19 protein-coding genes are annotated in these 19994 nt (G+C 67.0%); 10 read left to right on the top strand and 9 right to left on the bottom strand.

Annotated elements, in window-relative coordinates; translation table 11 throughout:
• Positions 1–83 precede the first annotated feature (83 nt).
• The 4 genes from AC3WT0_RS14175 to AC3WT0_RS14160 all read right to left on the bottom strand — a co-directional run bounded on the left by AC3WT0_RS14175 (position 84) and on the right by AC3WT0_RS14160 (position 3393).
• A complete protein-coding gene (locus AC3WT0_RS14175) occupies positions 84–1913 on the bottom strand; it encodes a DUF885 domain-containing protein (RefSeq protein WP_492754042.1) in 1830 nt (609 codons plus the stop codon).
• Positions 1914–1980: 67 nt separating this feature from the next.
• A complete protein-coding gene (locus AC3WT0_RS14170; RefSeq protein WP_492754041.1) occupies positions 1981–2673 on the bottom strand; it encodes an esterase/lipase family protein in 693 nt (230 codons plus the stop codon).
• A gap of 198 nt (positions 2674–2871) precedes the next feature.
• A complete protein-coding gene (locus tag AC3WT0_RS14165; protein WP_492754040.1) occupies positions 2872–3036 on the bottom strand; it encodes a hypothetical protein in 165 nt (54 codons plus the stop codon).
• A 216-nt stretch (positions 3037–3252) separates the two neighbouring features.
• Positions 3253–3393 carry a hypothetical protein gene (locus AC3WT0_RS14160; RefSeq protein WP_492754039.1) on the bottom strand — a complete coding sequence of 47 codons (141 nt, stop codon included), beginning with the start codon at positions 3391–3393 and terminating at the stop codon, positions 3253–3255.
• Positions 3394–3432: 39 nt separating this feature from the next.
• Here AC3WT0_RS14160 and AC3WT0_RS14155 point away from each other — a divergent pair, with 39 nt between their 5' ends.
• Complete coding sequence (locus AC3WT0_RS14155) at positions 3433–4956, top strand: M20/M25/M40 family metallo-hydrolase (RefSeq protein ID WP_492754038.1); 1524 nt, start codon at positions 3433–3435, stop codon at positions 4954–4956.
• Between the two features lie 43 nt (positions 4957–4999).
• On the opposite strand, the gene AC3WT0_RS14150 is transcribed toward AC3WT0_RS14155, so the two are convergent.
• Positions 5000–6031 carry a phytanoyl-CoA dioxygenase family protein gene (locus tag AC3WT0_RS14150; protein ID WP_492754050.1) on the bottom strand — a complete coding sequence of 344 codons (1032 nt, stop codon included), beginning with the start codon at positions 6029–6031 and terminating at the stop codon, positions 5000–5002.
• 137 nt (positions 6032–6168) lie between these two features.
• Complete coding sequence (kdsA, locus tag AC3WT0_RS14145; RefSeq protein WP_492754037.1) at positions 6169–6999, bottom strand: 3-deoxy-8-phosphooctulonate synthase; 831 nt, start codon at positions 6997–6999, stop codon at positions 6169–6171.
• A gap of 208 nt (positions 7000–7207) precedes the next feature.
• Between kdsA and AC3WT0_RS14140 the strand changes: the two genes are divergently transcribed.
• The 5 genes from AC3WT0_RS14140 to AC3WT0_RS14120 are packed head-to-tail and all read left to right on the top strand — an operon-like array spanning position 7208 to position 12514.
• Positions 7208–8194: a KpsF/GutQ family sugar-phosphate isomerase gene (locus AC3WT0_RS14140; protein ID WP_492754036.1), complete on the top strand. Its 987-nt coding sequence runs from the start codon at positions 7208–7210 to the stop codon at positions 8192–8194.
• Positions 8187–9026 carry a 3-deoxy-manno-octulosonate cytidylyltransferase family protein gene (locus AC3WT0_RS14135; protein ID WP_492754035.1) on the top strand — a complete coding sequence of 280 codons (840 nt, stop codon included), beginning with the start codon at positions 8187–8189 and terminating at the stop codon, positions 9024–9026. Before AC3WT0_RS14140 ends, AC3WT0_RS14135 begins: the two co-directional genes overlap by 8 nt.
• A 7-nt stretch (positions 9027–9033) precedes the next feature.
• On the top strand, positions 9034–9651 hold the full coding sequence (locus tag AC3WT0_RS14130) for a histidine phosphatase family protein (RefSeq protein ID WP_492754034.1): 618 nt from the start codon (positions 9034–9036) through the stop codon (positions 9649–9651).
• Positions 9648–11306, top strand: coding sequence for a capsular polysaccharide export protein, LipB/KpsS family (locus AC3WT0_RS14125; protein WP_492754033.1), 1659 nt, complete (start codon positions 9648–9650; stop codon positions 11304–11306). Before AC3WT0_RS14130 ends, AC3WT0_RS14125 begins: the two co-directional genes overlap by 4 nt.
• The gene (locus AC3WT0_RS14120; protein ID WP_492754032.1) at positions 11303–12514 is read left to right on the top strand and encodes a glycosyltransferase family 4 protein; all 1212 of its coding nucleotides are present in this window, start codon (positions 11303–11305) and stop codon (positions 12512–12514) included. The genes AC3WT0_RS14125 and AC3WT0_RS14120 overlap by 4 nt, the downstream gene beginning before the upstream one ends.
• A 42-nt stretch (positions 12515–12556) precedes the next feature.
• On the opposite strand, the gene AC3WT0_RS14115 is transcribed toward AC3WT0_RS14120, so the two are convergent.
• Entirely contained in the window at positions 12557–13168 is a 612-nt protein-coding gene (locus AC3WT0_RS14115; protein WP_492754031.1) for a sterol desaturase family protein, read from the bottom strand.
• Positions 13169–13280: 112 nt separating this feature from the next.
• Here AC3WT0_RS14115 and AC3WT0_RS14110 point away from each other — a divergent pair, with 112 nt between their 5' ends.
• Positions 13281–14051 (top strand): SDR family NAD(P)-dependent oxidoreductase, encoded by a 771-nt coding sequence (locus tag AC3WT0_RS14110; protein ID WP_492754030.1) that lies wholly within the window; start codon positions 13281–13283, stop codon positions 14049–14051.
• Here AC3WT0_RS14110 and AC3WT0_RS14105 read toward each other — a convergent pair.
• The gene (locus tag AC3WT0_RS14105; RefSeq protein WP_492754029.1) at positions 14032–15531 is read right to left on the bottom strand and encodes an LTA synthase family protein; all 1500 of its coding nucleotides are present in this window, start codon (positions 15529–15531) and stop codon (positions 14032–14034) included. The genes AC3WT0_RS14110 and AC3WT0_RS14105 overlap by 20 nt on opposite strands.
• Before the next feature lie 374 nt (positions 15532–15905).
• Here AC3WT0_RS14105 and AC3WT0_RS14100 point away from each other — a divergent pair, with 374 nt between their 5' ends.
• Complete coding sequence (locus AC3WT0_RS14100; RefSeq protein ID WP_492754049.1) at positions 15906–17087, top strand: capsule polysaccharide biogenesis protein; 1182 nt, start codon at positions 15906–15908, stop codon at positions 17085–17087.
• 9 nt (positions 17088–17096) lie between these two features.
• On the opposite strand, the gene AC3WT0_RS14095 is transcribed toward AC3WT0_RS14100, so the two are convergent.
• Positions 17097–17516, bottom strand: a complete 420-nt coding sequence (locus AC3WT0_RS14095; protein ID WP_492754028.1) for a DUF2147 domain-containing protein — start codon at positions 17514–17516, stop codon at positions 17097–17099.
• A 112-nt stretch (positions 17517–17628) separates the two neighbouring features.
• On the opposite strand from AC3WT0_RS14095, the gene AC3WT0_RS14090 reads away from it, so the two are divergent.
• Positions 17629–18579, top strand: coding sequence for an isopenicillin N synthase family dioxygenase (locus AC3WT0_RS14090; protein WP_492754027.1), 951 nt, complete (start codon positions 17629–17631; stop codon positions 18577–18579).
• A 95-nt stretch (positions 18580–18674) separates the two neighbouring features.
• Entirely contained in the window at positions 18675–19967 is a 1293-nt protein-coding gene (locus AC3WT0_RS14085) for a homoserine dehydrogenase (protein WP_492754026.1), read from the top strand.
• Positions 19968–19994: the final 27 nt, after the last annotated feature.

The following is a 19994-nucleotide window of genomic DNA, read 5'->3' as shown; positions in this document are numbered from 1 at the left end:
CCCCCCCCCCCCCCCCCCCCCCCCCCCCCCCCCCCCCCCCCCCCCCCCCCCCCCCCCCCCCCCCCCCCCCCCCCCCGCGCCCGTCAGCCTGCCTTCTTCGCCGCGATATAGGCGTCGACGCCGGTCTCCAGCACCGCCAGCGGCACCGCGCCGGTCTGGATCACCGCATCGTTGAAGTCGCGCACGTCATATTTGGCGCCCAGCGCCGCCTTGGCCTTCTCGCGCAGGCGCACGATCTCGGTATGGCCGACCTTGTAGCCGCAGGCCTGGCCCGGCGACGCGCAATAGCGATCGATCTCGCTGGTGCAGGCGACGCGGGCGCGCCCGGTGGTCGAGGCGAGATAGTCGATCGCCTGCTCGCGCGACCATTTCTTGGCGTGCAGCCCGGTATCGACGACAAGGCGCGAGGCGCGGAAGCGCAGCGCCTGGTACATGCCGAGCCGCCCCAGCGGGTTCTTCTCGTAGAAGCCCAGCTCGTCGACCAGCTGCTCGGCATAGAGCGCCCAGCCCTCGGTATAAGCGTTGAAGCCCATCAGCGAATGGATCAGCGGTACGTCGTCGCGATGCTCGGCAGTATAGGCGCCTTCCCAGGCGTGGCCGGGCAGGCCTTCATGCGCGGACAGCGAGGGGATGGTGAACTTGGGCCAGTTCGCCGTGTCCTTGAGGTTGATATAATAGATGGCCGGGCGCGCGCCATCGAGCGAAGCCGGATTCATATAGCCGAGCGCCGCGCCCGACTCGATGTCCGGCGGCACGCGCTTCACGTCGATGCCCGCCTTCAGCTTCATGTGCGAGACACGCGGCAGCAGCGCGCGCAGCTCGTTGATATTCTCCTGCACGTACGCGACGGCCTCGGCCTTGCCCGCATCGGTGTTGGGGAAGCGCTGCCTGGGGTCCTTGGTGAGCGCGGCGAGCCGCTCGCCGACCGTGCCGCTGGTCATGCCCTGCGACTTGAGCACCGCGTCCATATGCGCGTCGAGCTCGCGGCCCTGATCAATGCCCATCTGGTGGATCTGGTCGGGCGTCAGGTCGGTGCTCGTCGCATATTGCAGGGCCCAGCCATAATAGGCGCCGCCGTCGGGCAGCTTCCAGGCGCCCGCATCGGTCGTCGCCTTGGGTCGCGCCGCGACCACCGCCGCGATCTGGCGATCGAGCGCCGGATAGACGGCATCGCTGACGATCTTGGTCGCCCGCGCCGCCCAGTCGCCCTCGATGCCCTTCTCCTTGGTCCGCCGCGCGATCGACGCGACCATGCGCGACTTGCCGGCCTCGACGGCGCGCAGCGCTTTCATCTGGCCGATCGCGGTGTCGAGCAGGAAGCTCGGCGGCAGCACGCCCAGCCCGAGGTCGTCGTTGAACTGCGTCGTTTCCTGATCGAGCACGGTCGCGAAAGCGGCAAGGCGCGACAGATAGGCCTCGGCATCAGCCTTCACCGCGATCCGGTGCACCGAGTCGAGGAATTCGGGGATCTGCTGGTAGCTGCCGTCCTGCTGGCTGATCACATAAGGCGTGCCGCCGCCGAAGGTGCCGACGCTGCCATAGGCGAAGCGCTTGCCCGCCGCGCCGTTCGCCAACTCATAGGCGACCGAATCATACAGCAGCCCGTCATGCCCCTGCAGCGCTGCGCGCGGCACGCTTGCCAGCATCTGCTGATATTTGGCGATGTCGGTGAAGGTCTTGGCCCGCGCGGCGGCCGAACGGTCGCCAAGCTTGGCGCGCGCCCAGGCGCGGTCGCCGCTGTCGAGGCCGAGATAGCTCAGCCCCTCAGGCGAGTCGTTGAGCAGGTCGTTGGCGATGGCGTCGAACACCGTCGCCAGCTTCGGGTCGATGGCGGCGAAGGCGGGCCATTCCATCCCGGCCATCACGCCGAGCGCGGCGGAAGACAGGATGAAGCCTCTGCGACTGACGATCATTTGGTGATTCCCCTTTTACAAGTCGGCGCACGCTAGACGCTGACGGTGAAGGGGGGAAGCAGCAGCCTCAGGCGAGGGCGGTGATGACGGCGCGCTGCGCCTCGGGCGCGAAGCTCATCTCGATATGCCCGCAACTGACCTCGATCGCGCGGTCGCGCTCTCCGGGCAGGCCGCGCGCGCTTGCCGCCGCGATCACGCCGTCGCGGCGCGACCAGATGGCCACCGTCTCGACCGGCGGCTTGGCCTTGATGTCGCATGCGATGGGCAGTTCGTCGATCTTGTGCCGCGCCACCAGTTCGTAGAGCCGCCAGGCGTTGTTGCTCCGGAGATCGCCCGAAAAGGGGCTGCCGAGCGTGACCACGCGATCGACCCGGCCAGGCTCGATCTTCGCATATTCGCGCGCGATCAGTCCGCCGAGGCTCCAGCCTACGATCGAGACCGGCCCGCCATAGCGCGCCTCCAGTTCGCGCACGCGCGCGTCAATCATGCCCATCACGTCGCCGCGCAACCCGAAATTGCGCCCCTGGCCCCAGCCCTGAACCTTGAAACCCGCCTGGCGCAGTGCCTGACGCAGCGGCCGTGTCGATCCGTCCGACGCCAGAAAACCGGGAATGACGAGCACCGGGCGCCCTTGCCCCACCGCTTCCACGATCGGCGCAGCCGGCGCGACGCGGCGCCAGCTTGCGATCTGGCGCACCTCGCGCAGCAGCAGCCCCAGCGGGGGCGCCTGCGTTTCGGTGGGTTGGAAGAGGGTAGCCATCAGTCCTTCTATGTCACTTTAGTGACAGGACCAACCTATAGCTGTGGAAAAAGGTCCGGCGGCGCGGGAAGTCGGCCGCGCCGCGGGAAGAGCCGCCCGGATCGAGCCGGCCGAAGTCCGCGCCGCTTTGGGGCTACGGCGCGGAAATGCGCGGCTTCGGCCTGCTCAGTCCGGGCGGAGGAGGATCGGGAATCGAGGCTATCGGCTCAGTCGCCCGCGCCGCGGCTCGGGCCTTGCCGGCGGACGCAACGTGTCGCGCCCCCAGAAATTCTCGTCGCCCCACAGCGCGCTGGCCGCGCTCTGCAGCGACACTGGATAGTCGGACAGGCGGCGCTCGGCCGCCCCGCTGCGATACTCACTCATCTTGTCACTCCGGTGAGGGGTGCCGGACGACGGCCCCCATAAAGGCGTTGCGTTGCGGTTCAGCGACAGCAGCGACAACAACCGGGCACGGCGACGGGAGAAGGCGGGTTCGACGGACGGTTGAGCATTGGACTTTCCTTTTTGGGAACGCGCCGCCGCCTCGGAAGGCGAACGTCGCGCGCTTTAGCCTTTGGTGACGCGGGGCAAGCTGGACCATCAAAAGCCGCGGGCCTGGAAGTTGCCGGCCAGGCCGTCCGACGCCTGATTCTCTATTGAATAAGTAGATTGATCGCCAGCAGCAAAAATTTGCGCGGCCTCAAGTCGATCTTTGCCGGAGGGCTGGACGCGGTCGCGCAATAAAGTTCTACTCGCCTCTCATCCAAATGGGGGACTGCCATGACCGACTCGACGATGCCGATCGACCGCCGCGCATTGCTGCAGGGGGCAGCCGTGGGCGCGGCGCTGTTCGCACCGGGCAGCGCGTTCGCCGCTTCGGGCGACCTCGATGCGCTGAAGAAGGCGATCGCCGCCAATCACGACGCGTCGGTCAAGCGCCTGCAGGACTGGATCGCCAATCCCTCGATCGCCGCCGAGAACCGCAACATGCCGGGCGGCGCCGAATATATGATGAAGCTGGCGCTCGATGCCGGCTTCCAGAAGGCCGAGGTCGTACCCACCGACGGCGCGCCGGGCGTCTTCGCGACGATGGACAATGGCGCGAAGCGCTGGATGGCGATCTATTTCATGTACGACGTCAAGCAGTTCGACCCGGCCGAATGGTCGTCGCCGCCGCTTGAGGCGAAACTGGTCGACAAGCCGGGCTATGGCAAGGTTGTGGTCGGGCGCGGCGCGGTGAACCAGAAGGGTCCCGAATGCGCCTTCCTCGCCGCGCTCCACGCCTTCAAGACGGCGGGGCGCAAGCCGCCGGTCAATCTCGTCCTCGTCGCAGAGGGCGAAGAGGAAATCGGCAGCCCGCATTTCTCGCAGATCGTGCGCCGCCCGGACATTCTTGCCGCGCTCAAGAAATGCGTCGGCGTGATCATCCCCAGCGGCTGGCAGGATCCCGATGGCGGCGTCGCGATCAACCTCGGCGCCAAGGGCGTGGTCGAGCTCGAGCTGATTTCCAGCGGCGAGAAGTGGGGCCGTGGCCCGGTGCGCGATCTCCATTCCAGCCAGAAGGCGCATGTCGACAGCCCGGCCTGGCATCTCGTCGCCGCGCTCAACTCGCTGGTCACGCCCGACGGCAACATGCCGGCGGTCGAGGGCTATATGGACAAGGTCCGCCCGCTCACCGCGCGCGAAAAGGCGCTGATCGCCGACACCGCCGCGCGGACGAGCGAGGAGAATGCCATGAAGGCGGCGGGCGTCACCCACTGGGTCAACGACGAACCCTGGCAGCAGTCGCTCGAACGCCTCGCCGCCGTGCCGACGATCAACATCGAAGGCATCGTCGCCGGCTATACGGGCCCGGGCGGCAAGACGATCCTGCCCAGTCGCGCCGTCGCCAAGCTCGACCTTCGCCTCGTCCCCAACCAGACGGCGGAAGACAGCATCGCCAAGATCAAGGCGCATCTCGCCAAGCACGGCTTCGGCGATATCGAGGTCAAGTTCACCGGCGGCTACAACCCGACCGAGACGGCCGAGGACGCGCTCGTCATCCGCGCGCAGAAGGCCGTCTATGAACGCGCGGGCGTCAAGGTCACCGTCTATCCGCGCCTCGCCGGATCATGGCCGGGCTGCGTGTTCACCGATGCGCCGGTCAGCCTTCCCGCCGGCCAGTTCGGCCTCGGCGCGGGCAGCGGCGCGCATGCACCCGACGAATATTATGTGATCGACAGCAGCAACCCCAAGGTTCAGGGCATCGACGGCGCCGCGCTCGGCTTCGTCGACTTCCTCTACGAGATCGCGACGATCAAATAGGCAGCGGGCACTCCTGCGACGGAGCGCTCTGCGGGGCGCTCCGTCAGCCGTCGATCGCGCGGCGCCGGCCCACGGGTTGCCAAGGCTGGCCGAACCGGTGCTCGAAACGATCGCGCAGCGCCCACAGCCAGCGCACCCGCCGCTCGGCGATTCCCGGCAGGCTGAGCAGATCGCCGCCCAGCCAGGGAAGGAACGGATTGCGCCGCGAATAGGACCAGATTTCGACGCGCTCGCCCGCCCGCGCCGCCGCGCCGCGTGCATGAAAACCGCCCGTATCCGCGACGACCAGCGTATTGCCGGGCAAGGCCAATGCCTCGATATCGCCCAGTTTCATGGCAGCCAGATCTTCCCTGGACACGCGTGGAGAGCCGCGCGCAGAAAGCCGGTCGATCGTCTGCGGATCGGCGAGACTCCGGCGATGCTCCCAGTCGATCCGCTCGCGGGTGAAACGGTGCGATCCGCGGACATAGCAGAACGGCCCGTCATCCCCGGTGACCGGATTGAGGAACAGCCAGGCCTTCATCGAGGCATGGAAGCTGTCCGCGTGCGTCGCTTCCTGCGGATCGGGCTCGTTGCCACCGACATGACTGACGATCGTCTGGATATAATGAAGCGGCGTGGTGCGGAAACTCGCCACATAGTTGAACAGCGCGACCAGATCGGGCCGCGCGAGGAGCTTTTCGAGCGGCGCGATCCTGGCGAGCATGTCGGGATCGACGGCCAGCCTGCGCGTAACGGCGTCGCCCTGGCGCATCTCGCGCGCTGGCCCCTGATAATCGAGGATCGCCGCACGCAGCGCCGCAAACTCGGCCGGCGGCACCACATCCTGGACCACGACGAAGCCGTCGCGATCGAACGCCTCGCGCCAGTCGGCGCGCACATGCCGCGCCAGCCGGCGGCGGCGCCAGCGGCACAGCATATCGGCCAGCCGCACGCGCGCGCGGTGAAGCCCCATGCCATTCAGGCGACGCGACCCGATCAGCGGATTGTCGAGGAAGCTCTTGGCCGATGTGAGCAGCTGAACCGTCCAGACCGGTGAAAGGAGCAACGCCCTGGCCTGCGCCCGAATAGTCATACGCTTTCGCACACCGAAATCCGATTTTATTCCCTTTGAGTCAGCAATCGGCGTTATGCAACGACTATCCGGCCTGGCGGCGACGTAACCTTGCAGAGGTGCGACGATCCGAAGCGTGCGACTGCCAAGCCGCTCGCCTAAAGGCCCTTCACCAGCGCATCGATCGCCTGCAGCCTGGCGAGCAGCGGTTCGATCTCGCCGAGCGGCATCGCATTGGGGCCGTCGGACAAAGCCTTGTCGGGATCGGGGTGGGTTTCCATGAACACGCCCGATACGCCCGCAGCGACGGCCGCACGCGCAAGCAACGGCACATATTCGCGCTGGCCGCCCGATCGCTCGCCGAGCCCGCCCGGAAGCTGGACCGAATGGGTGGCGTCAAACACCACCGGACACCCTGTCTCCGCCATGATCGCCAGCCCGCGCATGTCCGACACCAGATTGTTGTAGCCGAAGGAGGTGCCACGGTCGCAAAGCATGAAGGCATCGGGCTCATGTCCCGCCGCGACCGCAGCATTGCGCGCCTTCGCAACCACCTGGGCCATGTCCGCCGGCGCCATGAACTGCGCCTTCTTGATGTTCACCGGCTTGCCCGATGCGGCGACGGCCGCGATGAAATCGGTCTGCCGCGCAAGGAAAGCGGGGGTTTGCAGCACGTCGACGGCCTGCGCTGCCGCCGCCACCTGCGCGGGCTCATGGACATCGGTCAGCACCGGAAGCCCGGTTCGCTCGCGCACCTTTTCGAGGATGCGCAGACCGTCGTCGAGCCCCGGCCCGCGGAAGGAGCGGTCCGAACTGCGATTGGCCTTGTCGAACGAGCTTTTGAAAATCAGGAACAGCCCCAGCCGCTGCGCCACGCCCGCCAGCGTCTCGGCCACCGAGAGCGTCAGATCTTCGCTTTCGATGACGCACGGGCCGGCGATGACGAAGAGTGGAGATGCCGAGCCGATATCATGTCCATAAAGGATCATTATCTATCTACCTGCCTTGTAAGCTCAATTTACGCTTTTAAAGTCGCCCCGTTCGCGTCCGCCGCCCAAGTGCGGTGCGCCGTGCGCTTAATAAGATGATCGCCATTGGCGGGGAATGGAACGACTGGCAATCCCCTCGGGGTTCAAATATCCGATAGTCCAAGGTGCAAGTTAAAATCGGTCGCGCACTTTCATATTCAAGGTTTTTATGGACACTCGCGTATTCCAATCACGTTATGCGGCCTCCGCGCTCAAGACGCTGGACATTGAACTGGCGGCGCTGGAAACCCTGAAAGCCTCGCTTGCCGAGAGCGATTTCGGCCGATCGATCGACCGGGCGATCGAAACCATTGCGGCCACCCCTGGCCGCGTCGTCGTGACCGGGATGGGCAAGAGCGGGCATATCGGCCGCAAGATCGCCGCGACGATGCGGTCGACGGGAACGCCGGCGCTCTTCCTTCACCCCAGCGAGGCCAGCCACGGCGATCTGGGCCTGATAACCATGTCGGATGTCGTGCTCGCGATCACCTGGTCGGGCGAAACCAGCGAACTGGGCGACATCTTCCACTATTGCCGTCGCTATGGCGTCAAGCTGATCGTCGCAACCGCCCATCCGCACAGCACGGCGGCCCGCGCGGCGGATATCTGCCTTGAGCTGCCGGTCGTGCGCGAGGCCTGCCCGCACGAACTGGCGCCGACCTCGTCGACGACGATGCAGCTCGTGCTTGGCGACGTGCTGGCGGTGGCGCTGATCGAGGCTCGCGGCTTCACGCCTGCCGACTTTCACGTCTTCCATCCCGGCGGCAGCCTCGGCGCGCGGCTCTGCATGGTCGACGAAATCATGGGCACGGGCGACGCCATCCCGCGCGTCGGTCGCGATGCGTCGCTGGTCAGCGCCACGATCGAGATGAGCCGCAAGCGCTACGGCTGCACTGCCGTGGTCGACGAACGGGGTGCACTGCTTGGCGCCTTCACCGATGGCGATCTGCGGCGGTGCATCGCGGTCCATGATCTGAACGACAATATCGGCGTGCACATGTCGACCAGCCCGGTCACGGTATCGCGTGAGATGCTGTCGTCCGATGCACTGCGCGTCATGAACGAGAATGCCGTCTCGGTGCTGTTCGTCGTCGAAGAAGGCAAACTCGCCGGGATCGTGCACATGCACGACATCGTCCGGGCGCGCGTTGCCTGACAGCGGGACGCCGGCTGAGGCATCCCCGTCCGATCTGATCGTCGTTCCCGCGCGCTTCGGCTCCACGCGCCTCCCCGGCAAGCCCTTGCTGCAGATTGCCGGGCGGACATTGCTCGAACGCGTCGTCGCGACGGCGCGCGCGGCATCCGTGCTGGCGGGGAATTGCGACGTCGTGGTGGCGACCGACGACGAACGCATTGCCGAACATGCGCGCGCACTCGGCGCGGAGGTGTCGATGACGGACGCCGCGCTTGATTCGGGCAGTGCGCGGGCCTGCGCAGCGGCGCAACTGCGCAGCCGCCTGCCTGCCTTTGTCATCAACCTGCAGGGGGACGCGCCGTTCATCCCGCCCGCCATCGTAGCGAGCCTGATCGCGACGCTGCGCGGCGGGCATGCCGATGTCGCCACACCAGTCTATCGCCTCGACTGGGCCCGCCTCGATCGCTTGCGCGCGCACAAGGCGACGGCCCCCTTCAGCGGAACGACGTGCGTGCGCGGGATGAACGGGCAGGCGCTGTGGTTCTCCAAGATGATCCTGCCCGCGATCCGCGACGAAGCCGCGCTGCGCAGCAACCCCGAGTCGCCCGTCTGGCAGCATCTCGGGCTCTACGGCTATCGCATGGCGGCGCTGCAATGGTTTGCGTCCGCCGCCCCGACGCCCTACGAGCGGCTGGAGGGGCTGGAACAATTGCGTTTCCTGGAATGCGGAAGGACGATCGCAACGGTGGAAGTCGAAGTGCCGCAGCACGCCCTGTCGGGGATCGACACGCCGGCCGATATCGTCGCGGCGGAGGCCGCGATCGCGCGCCTGGGCGATCCCTTCCCGGGCTGACTCTCCGATGTTCGTGATCGTCCGCCACGGCAACACCTTCGCCGCCGGAGAGCCTGCGCGCCGGATCGGCGCGCGCACCGATTTGCCCCTGACTGCCGAAGGTGCGGAGCAGGCCGAGGCGCTGGGCGCGCATTTTGCCGAAACCGGCATGTGCTTCGCGCGCGCGCTCGTTGCGCCGCTGCGCCGTGCGCAGGAGACGGCCCGGTTCATCCTGGCTCGCCAGCCCTCGGTCCTCGTCCCGGAAGCGTGCGACTGGCTCTGCGAGATCGACCACGGCCCCGACGAAGATCAGCCCGAAGACGCAGTGGTCGCCCGGATCGGGCGCGATGCATTGGCGGCGTGGGACAGGGATGCCAAAGCTCCACCGGGCTGGATCGTCGACGCGGACGCGCGAAAGCAGGCATGGCGCGACCTTTTCGCGCATGCCGCCGGGGAGGCTTCGGCTCGACCGACGTTGATCGTCACGAGCAACGGCGCGGCGCGCTTCGCATTGCTTGCCGATCCGAGGCTGGCCGCCGCGATGTCCGCGCTTCCCAGCCTGAAACTGCCGACCGGCAGCTATGGCGTGGTCCGCCGCGACGCGACCGGCGGCCTTGCGGTTCCCCTTTGGGGCCAGCGACCATGACCGCCCTGACCCTGCTTCGCGCCCCGCCCTTCCCGGGGTCTGACGCAACCGTCGCACGACCACTGGCCGATGGCGGCGCGGTCGAGGAAGCCGGGCTTTTCGCACGCATCCGCGAGGCGCGCGTCGGCGGGCGCTTCTGGGCCGATCCGGCCGATCTCGCCGATTCTCCCCCGATCGTGCTTCGCCCGCGCGATGCGGACGACGCTGCTGGCATCGCGCAATCCCTCACGCCCGGAGAACGCAGGGGAGCATTATGGATCGCCCCATCGCCGAGTAATGCCGCTTTCAAACGCTTCGCCGAGATGGAAGGGGCAAGCTGGCGCAGCGATGTCGATCCATGGTCCGTGCTTGACGGCGCCGGACAACTGGTGGCGCATGGCGACGACGAATGGGTCGCGCTCGCCCGGATCGCCGACGTGGCGGTGCGCCTTCTGTCCGCCGGGCGCTTCGGCGCACCGGGTGACGATGCCGCCACGCTCGATGCCCGTGCCGTTCTGGCCCTGAGGTCGGCACGGTATCGCGATCCGTTCAGCGACGGGGTCGCCACGATCGAAGCGACGATCGAACTGCTCGCGGAATGGCGCCGCATCATCGACGCCAACCGCCCGATCGTCGCGGCCAACGGCATGGCCTGGTGGAAGCGGGCCGAAATCCGCCGTTTCCTCTGGTCGCCCCAACATCGCCTGCACATGATCTCAAGTCCGCGTCGGGCCTTGTCGGCGGCGCGGCGCGGCGGCGGCGCGCTGGCGATCTGGCCCTCGCGCATATCCCCTGCGCTGCTCGACGAAGCGCAGCGGCAGCATGTCGAGCTGGTGCGCGTCGAGGATGGCTTTGTGCGGTCGGTCGGGCTCGGCAGCAATCTCGTTCCCCCCTCCTCGATCGTCGTCGATCCGCGCGGCATTCACTTCGATCCTTCCGCGCCCAGCGAGTTGGAAGCGATCCTGTCGACGACGCGGTTCGTCCCCCGCCTGTTGGAACGCGCACGCGCGCTGCGCGCGGCGATCGTCGCCGCGGGGATCAGCAAATATGCGGCAGGCGCGGCTGCACCCGTTCCCGAGAGACGGTCCGGGCGCAGGCTGGTCCTCGTGCCCGGGCAGGTCGAGGACGACATGTCGGTGCTGGCCGGCGGTGGCGGTCTGCGCTCGAACCTCGAACTGCTGCGCCGCGCCCGGGCTCTCGAGCCCGATGCCGAAATCTGGTTCCGCCCTCATCCCGATGTCGATGCCGGGCACCGGACAGGCGCCGTGCCCGACGCCGAAGCGCTGAAGCTCGCCGACCGTATCGCGCGCGGCCCGGGCATGGCGGCGCTGCTGGACGCCGTCGATGGGGTGCATGTGCTGACCTCCCTGACGGGGTTCGAGGCGCTGCTGCGCGGTCGCGACGTCACCTGTCACGGCACGCCCTTCTATGCGGGCTGGGGGCTGACGCGCGATCTCGGCGCAGTGCCCGATAGGCGCACGCGGCGGCTTTCGCTCGACGAGCTGGTGGCGGGGGTGCTGATCCTTTACCCCCGCTATCTCGATCCTGTCACGCGCCTGCCCTGCCCGCCCGAAATCCTGATCGGCCGGATGGCGGCGGACGCGGCGCCCAACCGGCTCGGCTGGATCGCCCCGTTGCGCCGCTGGCAGGGCCGGTTCATGGCGGGGTGGCGATGAGCCAGGTCATACTCGATATTTCGCGCCTCATCTCGCGCGTGCGCTATTCTACGCCGTCCGGCGTCGACCGGGTGGAGATGGCCTATGCGCGCGGCCTTCTCGCGCATTATCGCGACGATCTCGTCTTTGCCGCCGTTCATCCGGCCGGGCTTTACGGGCGGCTGTCGCGCGCGTCGGCGCTCGCCTATCTCGACGAGCTGGAACGCCGCTGGTCGCGCGAGGACGGCAATCCGCGCCAGCGATCGCTGATCTCGGTCATGCCTTGGCTCGCGGCCCTGTTGCCCACGCGTCGCGCCCAGGCGACGACAGCCAGCATCTATGTCCAGGCGTCGCCCCATCATCTGATCAACGAAGCCAAGGTGGGCCGCATCCTCGCGCGCGAACAGGCGCGTTTCCTGTGCCTGGTCCACGATCTGATCCCGATCGAATATCCTGAATATGCCCGCCCGGCAGGCGACCGCCAGCACCGGCAGCGCATGGCGACCGTGGCCGCGCTCGCCGACGCCGTGATCGTCAACTCAGCCGCGACCGGCGAATCCTTCAAGCCGTGGATCGCACAATCGGGCCGCGCCATCGATCTGCACGTCGCCCTGCTCGGCACCGAGCCGATGGCGGCGGCTCCGCCCCCATCCGACGACGATCCGCGCCCCTATTTCGTCTGTATCGGCACGATCGAGCCGCGCAAGAACCACCTGCTGCTGCTGAACCTATGGCGGCACCTGGCCGAAACGATGCCTGCGGATCGTGTTCCGCGCCTTGTCGTTATCGGAAAGCGCGGATGGGAAAACGAGCAGGTCATCGACATGCTCGAGCGCTGCCCGGCGCTCAAGGGCCATGTTACCGAACTCAACGGCTGCTCCGACGCCCGCATGGCCAGCCTGCTGCGCGGCGCGCGCGCGCTGCTCATGCCGACCTTCGCCGAAGGCTATGGCATGCCCGTCGCCGAGGCGCTTTCGGTCGGCACGCCCGTTCTGTGCAGCGATCTGCCGGCGCTGCGCGAAGTGGGCGGCGAAACGCCCGACTATATCGATCCGCTCGACGGACCGGGCTGGAAGGCGATGATCCTCGATCACGCTGCATGCGGCCCCGCCCATGCCGCGCAGATGCTGCGCCTTCCCGCCTGGCGCGCGCCGGACTGGGACGATCATATCGCAATCGTCACGCGCGCGATAACCATGCTGCGCGAAGCCCCTCGGGAAATCGCCTGACAATAGCCGAACGCGGGTCGGCAACTTGCGGCCGCGCGGGTCCTAACGGCCGAGCGACGAGATGCTGCTACCGAACACGCGATCCCAGAAGATCGCCGAAATCGCGAAGTTGCGATCCTCATCGATATGATGATGACGCATATGATGCTGCTTCAGCGCCTTGCCCAACGGACCACGCATCGGCCATTGATGGCAGGCGAAGTGGATGAGGTCGTAGATGACATAGCCCGAAATAAATCCGAGGAAGAGCCAGGTTCCCGCCCCGCCGAAAACCGCCACGCAGCCACCCCAGATCAGCGCCGCGACTGGCACGCTTATGATCGGCGGCATCAGGTTGCGCATGCGATCATTGGGGTTGGCGTGATGATTGCCGTGGATCAGGAAAACGAGCCATTCCACCGGCTTCCAGTCGATGCGCCAATGGAACAGATAGCGGTGCATCGCATATTCGAACAAGGTCCAGACCAGCAGCCCGGCAAGGCCGAAGCCGATGCCGGTCGCGAAGCTGGCGCGTCCCCACCCCGCCCATGCAATCAGCGGAATGATCGCGGCCCAGGTCGCGCAAAAGGCATTGGGCGAAAAATGGGTGAGCCGCTCCAGCCGGTCGCTCTTGAACAGCCGGATGCGCTGCGGACGGGGATTACGGGCAGTCATTATGCGATGTCTGGACAGAAGACCCCATGGGCTGTCAAGCACTAAGAGCCGGGCGGAAAAGGTGAACCGGTGATTATTCATTAGAGTGATAAAAAAGCTGGAATGTGACGGGATGTTCGATCCGAAACGGATTCTTGTCGTCGGCGCGTCCGGCGGGCTTGGCGGCGCTCTTGCACAGTATTGCGCACGCCCCGGCATACGCATGTCCCTGTGGGCGCGCGACGAGGCTCGCCTCTTGGCCGTCGCTGCGGCCTGCCGCACGGCCGGCGCCCGGGCGGATATTCGCCTGCTCGATCTGACCGACGCCGCAGCCGCCGTCGCCGCTCTGCTGGCCGAGGACGAGGACGACCCGATCGATCTGGCCATAGTCGCCTCCGGCCTGGGCGAAGTGCGCGCGGCCGGCGCGGTCGTCGAGGATCCGGCGCTCGTCACCCGTCTGGGGCAGGTCAACTTCGTCGCGCCGTCCGCCATGGCCGCTGCTCTGGCCGGGCGCATGGCCGCACGCGGCAGCGGCCGGATCGTGCTGATCGGTTCGGCTGCGGGATTTCACGCCCTGCCATTCGCTGCGGCCTATGCGGGCACGAAGGCAGGGCTGGCGCGCTTCGCCGAAGCGCTGCGCCTGGCAGTGCGCGGACATGGCGTATCGGTGACGCTCGTTTCCCCGGGTTTCATCGACACCGCAGCAGCACGGCGAATTCCGGGGCCGAAGCCAATGATCCTGTCGCCGGACGCCGCCGCCGCCCGCATCATGTCAGCGGCGATGCGCGGGAAGGCGCATCTGGTGCTGCCACGGCCGTTTGCGTTCCTGCGCCTGATCGATCGGCTAATGCCCGCGCCATTGCGCGCACGGCTGTTGCGCGCGCTTACTCCGCCCGGGCTTTAGCCGGCCCGTCCGATGTCCGTTCGCCCAACAGCATATCCAGCACGGCATGGTGAAGATCGGCGGGCGACAGATCGACACGCCGGTTGTCGCCCGGCACCACCTGCCCCGAAGCGTCGAGACGCACCATCACATAGGGCGTGTGGAGCGCCGCGCCGGGTGCGGTCGCGCCGGGAATGCTCGGGCGATGATCGCCGAAGAAAACGAGCATGGCCGGCCGCCCGAGCGTGGCCAGCTCGTCGAGCAGAGCCGTCAGCATCGCGTCGCTGTTTCTCACGAGACGCAGATAGCTCTGGACCAGATCTGGCTTCTCGGTCCTTGCCTCGGGCGCCCAGGGACCGTGATTTTCGATCGTCACGGCATAGATGAGCGTGGGGTCGGTCGCCTCCTTCGCCAGCGCGGCGATCTGCGACGCCACTGCCGTGTCGGAAATATAGCGCCCGTCCCCTGGGGCGACGGGCGCAAACCGATCTTCACCGACGAGCACCGAAAATCCACTGGCCGGCATGATGAGATCGCGATTGTAGAAGCGCATGTCGTGCGGATGGACGAAAAGGCTGCGCCAGCCCGCATCCTTCAGCCGCATCGGCATGGCGTATGAGGTCTCGCCAAGCGCGGTCAGAAAAGGATCGTAGCGGCGGAAGCCGAGCGCAGCCTCGCCGCGGCCGAACAGCACGCCATATTCCGTGCGCATCGTATAGGCGCCGAAGCCATAGACATCGAGCTGGCCCCACTGCCAGGCCTTCGCGCATGCAGCGGAAAGCCCCGGCAGGGCGAGGCCCGCGTCGCCGAACAGTTCTGCCGGATCGGCAAAGGATTCGCACTGGACGATGACCACCAGTTCGGGCGTTGCTGGGGGGGCCGCCAAGGGTCGCCGCGCAACCGGCGGGCAAGGCGCCGGATCGCTGCTTTCGCGCCAGCGCCGCCAATAGAGCAGCAGCGTCGGGAAAAGCCCGAGGCGGCGGACGTCGGCATAGGCGTCGGGCTCGCGCGCAAGCGCGGAATAGGGTGCGCTTCGCAGGCTGACGCCCAGGATGGCGAGCGCGCCGAGAAGCAGTCCGCCGCCCGCAAGATGCGGCCCCAGATGCGGCACGAACAGCAGCGAGAAGATGACGAGCAGCAGCGCGGCGATCGCGCCGGCCCAGATGCGCTGCCACATTTTGATCGCCGACAGGTAGAATTGCGGATGGCGGAAAATCGCCCCGATCAGCGCAAGGTCGGAAAAAAGCAGCGGTTCGCCGAGCATCGCATGCTTGGCGTTGGAAACGAGCACCAGCAGCGCCAGCAGCGCCACCGCCATCGCCGCCGAAACGGCGATATTCCCGCTGACGGCGAGAAACAGCCCGAACAGCGCCGTCATCATCCAGACGAACAGCCATAGCCCGGAAAGGCTCCGCCCGGCTGGCGCGAAGGCGGTCCTCGGTCGCGGCCGGACCAATCCGTCGAGCAGGATTGCGGCCGCCAGCGACGCCGCGATTGTCAACCAGTCACCCGTCACTGCCTTGTCGCACCGCCCGATTTCGATTCTCCGGCCGCGCGGCCCGAAGGGGAGGCCTCATAGCGAGCCCGCCTTTTGCTGTCATCAGAAGTCGCGGCTGTCGATGCACCGCCTCGCCGACGAGACGGGCGGGGTTGCGGCGCAGCATCGGGAGGGCTAACGGTCCGGATGTGAGAGGGGCCAGACCAGCAAGCCGACCGACGCAAAATGTCCGTCACCCAGGCGCTCTCGACGATGTGAGTTCGGAGCGCTTTTTCCAGATGCTTGATATACCCGCCGCCGCGACGGAGCGTTCCGCCGCCGTGGACGACCGCTCGATCAGGCCCGGAAAGCGCACCGTCCTGCTGTTGCAGGGGTTGATGGGTCCGCTGTTCCGGCGGCTGGGCCAGGGGCTGATCGCCGACGGCCACACCGTCCACAAGATCAACTTCAACGGCGGCGACCGGCTTTTCTGGCGCCTGCCGAACGGCATCGACTATCTGGGTTCGCTGGCGGAATGGCCGGCCGCCTTCGATCGCATCCTGCGCGAGAAGAAGATTACCGACGTCGTTCTGTTCGGCGATTGCCGCGCCTATCACATGGCGGCGATCCCGGTCTGCCGCGAGCTGGGCGTGCCCGTCCATGTGTTCGAGGAAGGCTATATCCGGCCCGATTGGGTCACGCTCGAGCTGGGCGGCGTCAACGGCCATTCCTCGCTGCCGCGCGATCCTGCCTGGTATCGCCGGATGGCGGCCAAGCTCCCGCCGGTGCCTGCGCACAGCCAGGTTCCGTCGTCGTTCCGCAGGCGCGCGCTCGAGGGCCTCGTCTATAATTTCGGCGACGTGCTTAGCCGCTGGCGCTATCCGCACTGGAGCAATCACCGGCCGTGGCATCCGCTGGTGGAAGGTATCGGGTGGACGCGCAAACTGCTGCGCCGCAAGGAAAACGAGGCTCAGGCCCGTCAATTGCTGGCACGGCTGGAATCGTCCGACGATCCCTATTTCCTGTTTCCGCTCCAACTTGATTCGGACGCGCAGATCCGCCTCCACTCGCCCTTCGCAGGCGTTGCCGATGCGCTGCGGCTGGTGATCGAATCCTTCTCGCGCCACGCGCCTGCCAATATGCGGCTGGTGGTCAAGGAACATCCGCTCGACAATGGCGTGCGCAACTGGCGGCAGGAAACGGCGCTCATGGCCGCCATCTTCGGTGTCGCCGACCGGATCGACTATCTCGGCTGGGGAGACATCGTGCCCGTCACGCGGCGCTCGCGCGGCGTGGTCACGATCAACAGCACCAGCGGAACGCTGGCGCTGGCCATGGGCATTCCCGTCGTCGCGCTGGGCCAGGCCATCTACGACATGCCCGATATCACGTTCCAGAACGGACTCGATGCCTTCTGGCAGGCCCCCGTCGCACCCGACACCGCGACCTTCGCGGCCTTCCGTCGCGTGCTGATCGAACATTGCCTGATCCCGGGCGGCTTCTTCTCGGAGGAAGCGCTGGATAAGGTCGTGCGCCACGCCGTCGCCCGGCTTGAGGGAACGCCCCTCAAGCCGGAATAATAAGGCGCGCTATTTCACGCGCTGCCATTCCTGCGATTTGCAGAAGATCGCCAGGGCACAGCCGGTGAGCTTCAGCTTGTCGGGCGCGGTGAGTTCGACGCTGCCCGAATAGGTGCGTCCGTCCTGCGGATTATAGACTTGCCCGCCGGCCCACTTTGCCGGGCCGCCGGTGAACCCCGAAAGCATCACCAGCCCCTTCACCGGGCGTGTGCGCAAATTGGCGTTGGAGTTCTTGGTGTCGCGCATATCGGGGTTCTTCTGCAGCGCATCCGAGGTGACGATCCGCCCGCACAGCGCCGACGCGCAACTGTAGATCTCGATCGTCGCCCCGGTCGGCGTCAGCCAGCGCCCTCCGACATCGGCGGCAGCGGCGGGGGACGTCAGGGCCAGGCCGGCAAGCCCGGCGACAAGGGTGGTAAGCGCTTTCATCATCACTCTCGACTATTTCAACCGCGAAGGGAGCGCACTATGTGGCGATCCGCTTCCCGATTGGAAGCGCGTTGCCGTTCCCTTCCCGTCGCGACCGGATTAAAGTTACGTCATGCTGGACACGCCCACCCCCGCCATCACCCCGCTCTCGCTCAATGACGAAGCGCGCGATCCCGACGGCTTCGCCCATGCGCTCGGCCAGAGCTTCGAGCGTTTCGGCTTCGCGGTCATATCCGACCACGGCGTCGACGATGCGCTGATCGACAAGGCGTGGGCCGAGACGAGGGCGTTCTTCGACCTGCCGGTCGAAGCGAAGAAGGCCTACCACCTGGCCGGCAAGGCCGGCGCGCGCGGCTATACGCCTTTCGGTATCGAGATCGCGAAGGACGCGAAGCAGCACGACCTGAAGGAATTCTGGCATGTCGGGCGCGAACTGCCCGCCGGCCACCGCTATCGCAGCCACATGCCCGACAATGTCTGGCCCGCCGAGCTTTCGGATTTCAAGCCGACCTTCCTCGCGCTCTACGACGCGCTCGACAAGGCGGGGCTGCGTATCCTCTCGGCGATCGCCCGCCATCTCGGCCTCGCGTCCGACTGGTTCGAGAAGCCGACCGAGAATGGCAACAGCGTGCTGCGCCTGCTCCATTACCCGCCCGTGCCTGCCGACGCCCCCGGCGTCCGCGCCGGCGCGCACGAGGACATCAATCTCATCACCCTGTTGCTCGGTGCCGAGGAAGCGGGCCTCCAGCTTCTCGACAAGGATGGCCGCTGGCTGCCGATCGCGCCGCCCGAAGGTGCAATGGTCGTCAATGTCGGCGACATGCTGCAGCGGCTGACCAACCATGTCCTGCCGTCGACCACGCACCGCGTGGTCAATCCGCCGGTCGAACGGCGCGGCTTCTCGCGCTACTCGATGCCCTATTTCCTGCACCTCGCCTCGGACTTCGAGATCAGGACGCTGCCGCAGTGCATCAGCGCCGAAAATCCCGATCGCTATCCGACGCCGATCACCGCCGACGACTATCTGACCGAGCGGCTGCGCGAGATCGGACTGCTGAAATAACAGACGCGTGACCAATGCATTTGCGCCACCGGGCTTCGCCCGCGTGGCGATTTGTGGTTATGGCGAGGCGATTCGCATCAATTTGAGGACATGAAATGACGCAACCGCTCAGGATCGCCCTTGCCGGACTCGGCACCGTCGGCGGCGGCGTCATTCGCGTGCTAGACGAAAATCGCGATCTGATCGCGCGCCGTGCGGGCCGCCCGATCGAGGTCGTCGCCGTCTCGGCGCGCGATCGCGCCAAGGATCGCGGCGTCGATCTCTCGCGCTTCGCCTGGGTCGACGACACGACCGCGCTTGCCGAACATGACGGCGTCGATGCGGTTGTCGAACTGATCGGCGGGTCCGACGGCCCCGCCCTCACGCTTGCGCGCCGCAGCATCGCCGCCGGCCGGCCCTTCGTCACCGCCAACAAGGCGATGATCGCGCATCACGGGCTCGAACTGGCCGGCGCAGCCGAGGCGAAGGGCGTCGCCTTCAAATATGAAGCGGCGGTCGCGGGCGGCATCCCGGTGATCAAGGGTCTGCGCGAGGGCGCAGCCGCCAACGAGCTCAGCCGCGTCTATGGAATCCTCAACGGCACCTGCAACTACATCCTGACCACGATGGAGAAGGAAGGCCGCGATTTCGCCGAGGTGCTCGGCGAGGCGCAGGCGCTGGGCTATGCCGAGGCCGATCCCAGCTTCGACATCGACGGCGTCGATGCCGCGCACAAGCTGTCGATCCTCTCCAGCCTCGCCTTCGGGACGAAGATCGATTTCGACTCAGTCGCGATCACCGGCATCCGCCACGTCATCGCCGCTGACATCGCCGAAGCTGCGGCGCTCGGCTATCGCATCCGCCTGGTCGGTGTAGGCGAGGCGAGCAAGGACGGCCTGTTCCAGCGCGTCCACCCGCATCTCGTGCCCGTCGATCACCCGCTCGCCCACGTCTCGGGCTCGCTCAACGCCGTGGTCGCCGAGGGCAATTTCGTCGGCCGCCTGCTCTTCGAGGGGCGCGGCGCAGGCGACGGCCCGACCGCGAGCGCCGTGGTCGCCGACCTGATCGACATTGCGCGCGGCGAATATGGCCCCGCCTTCGCCATGCCCGTCGCCGCGCTGGCCGAGCGCTCTGCCGCCGATTCGGGGGGCCGTATCGGCAAGGCCTATCTGCGCTTCACGGTGCAGGATCGCACCGGCGTGCTTGCCGAGATCGCAGCGGCGATGCGCGACTCAAACGTCTCGATCGAAAGCCTCATCCAGCGCGGCCAGCTTGCCGACGGCAGCGTGATCGTCGCGATCGTCACGCATGAGGGGCCGGAACGCGCGGTCGCCGACGCACTGGCACGCCTCAGCGGCTCGCCCAGCCTCACCGGCGCGCCGATGCTGATGCATATTCTGGGCGATTGAGGCGACAGGCCCGCGCCCGCTTCGTCA

The sequence above is a fragment of the Sphingomonas sp. EU05-FHT14C10 genome, from assembly GCF_058790595.1.
The sequence above is the reverse complement of the archived record's forward strand: the minus strand, read 5'-3'. Positions and strand labels throughout refer to the sequence as shown.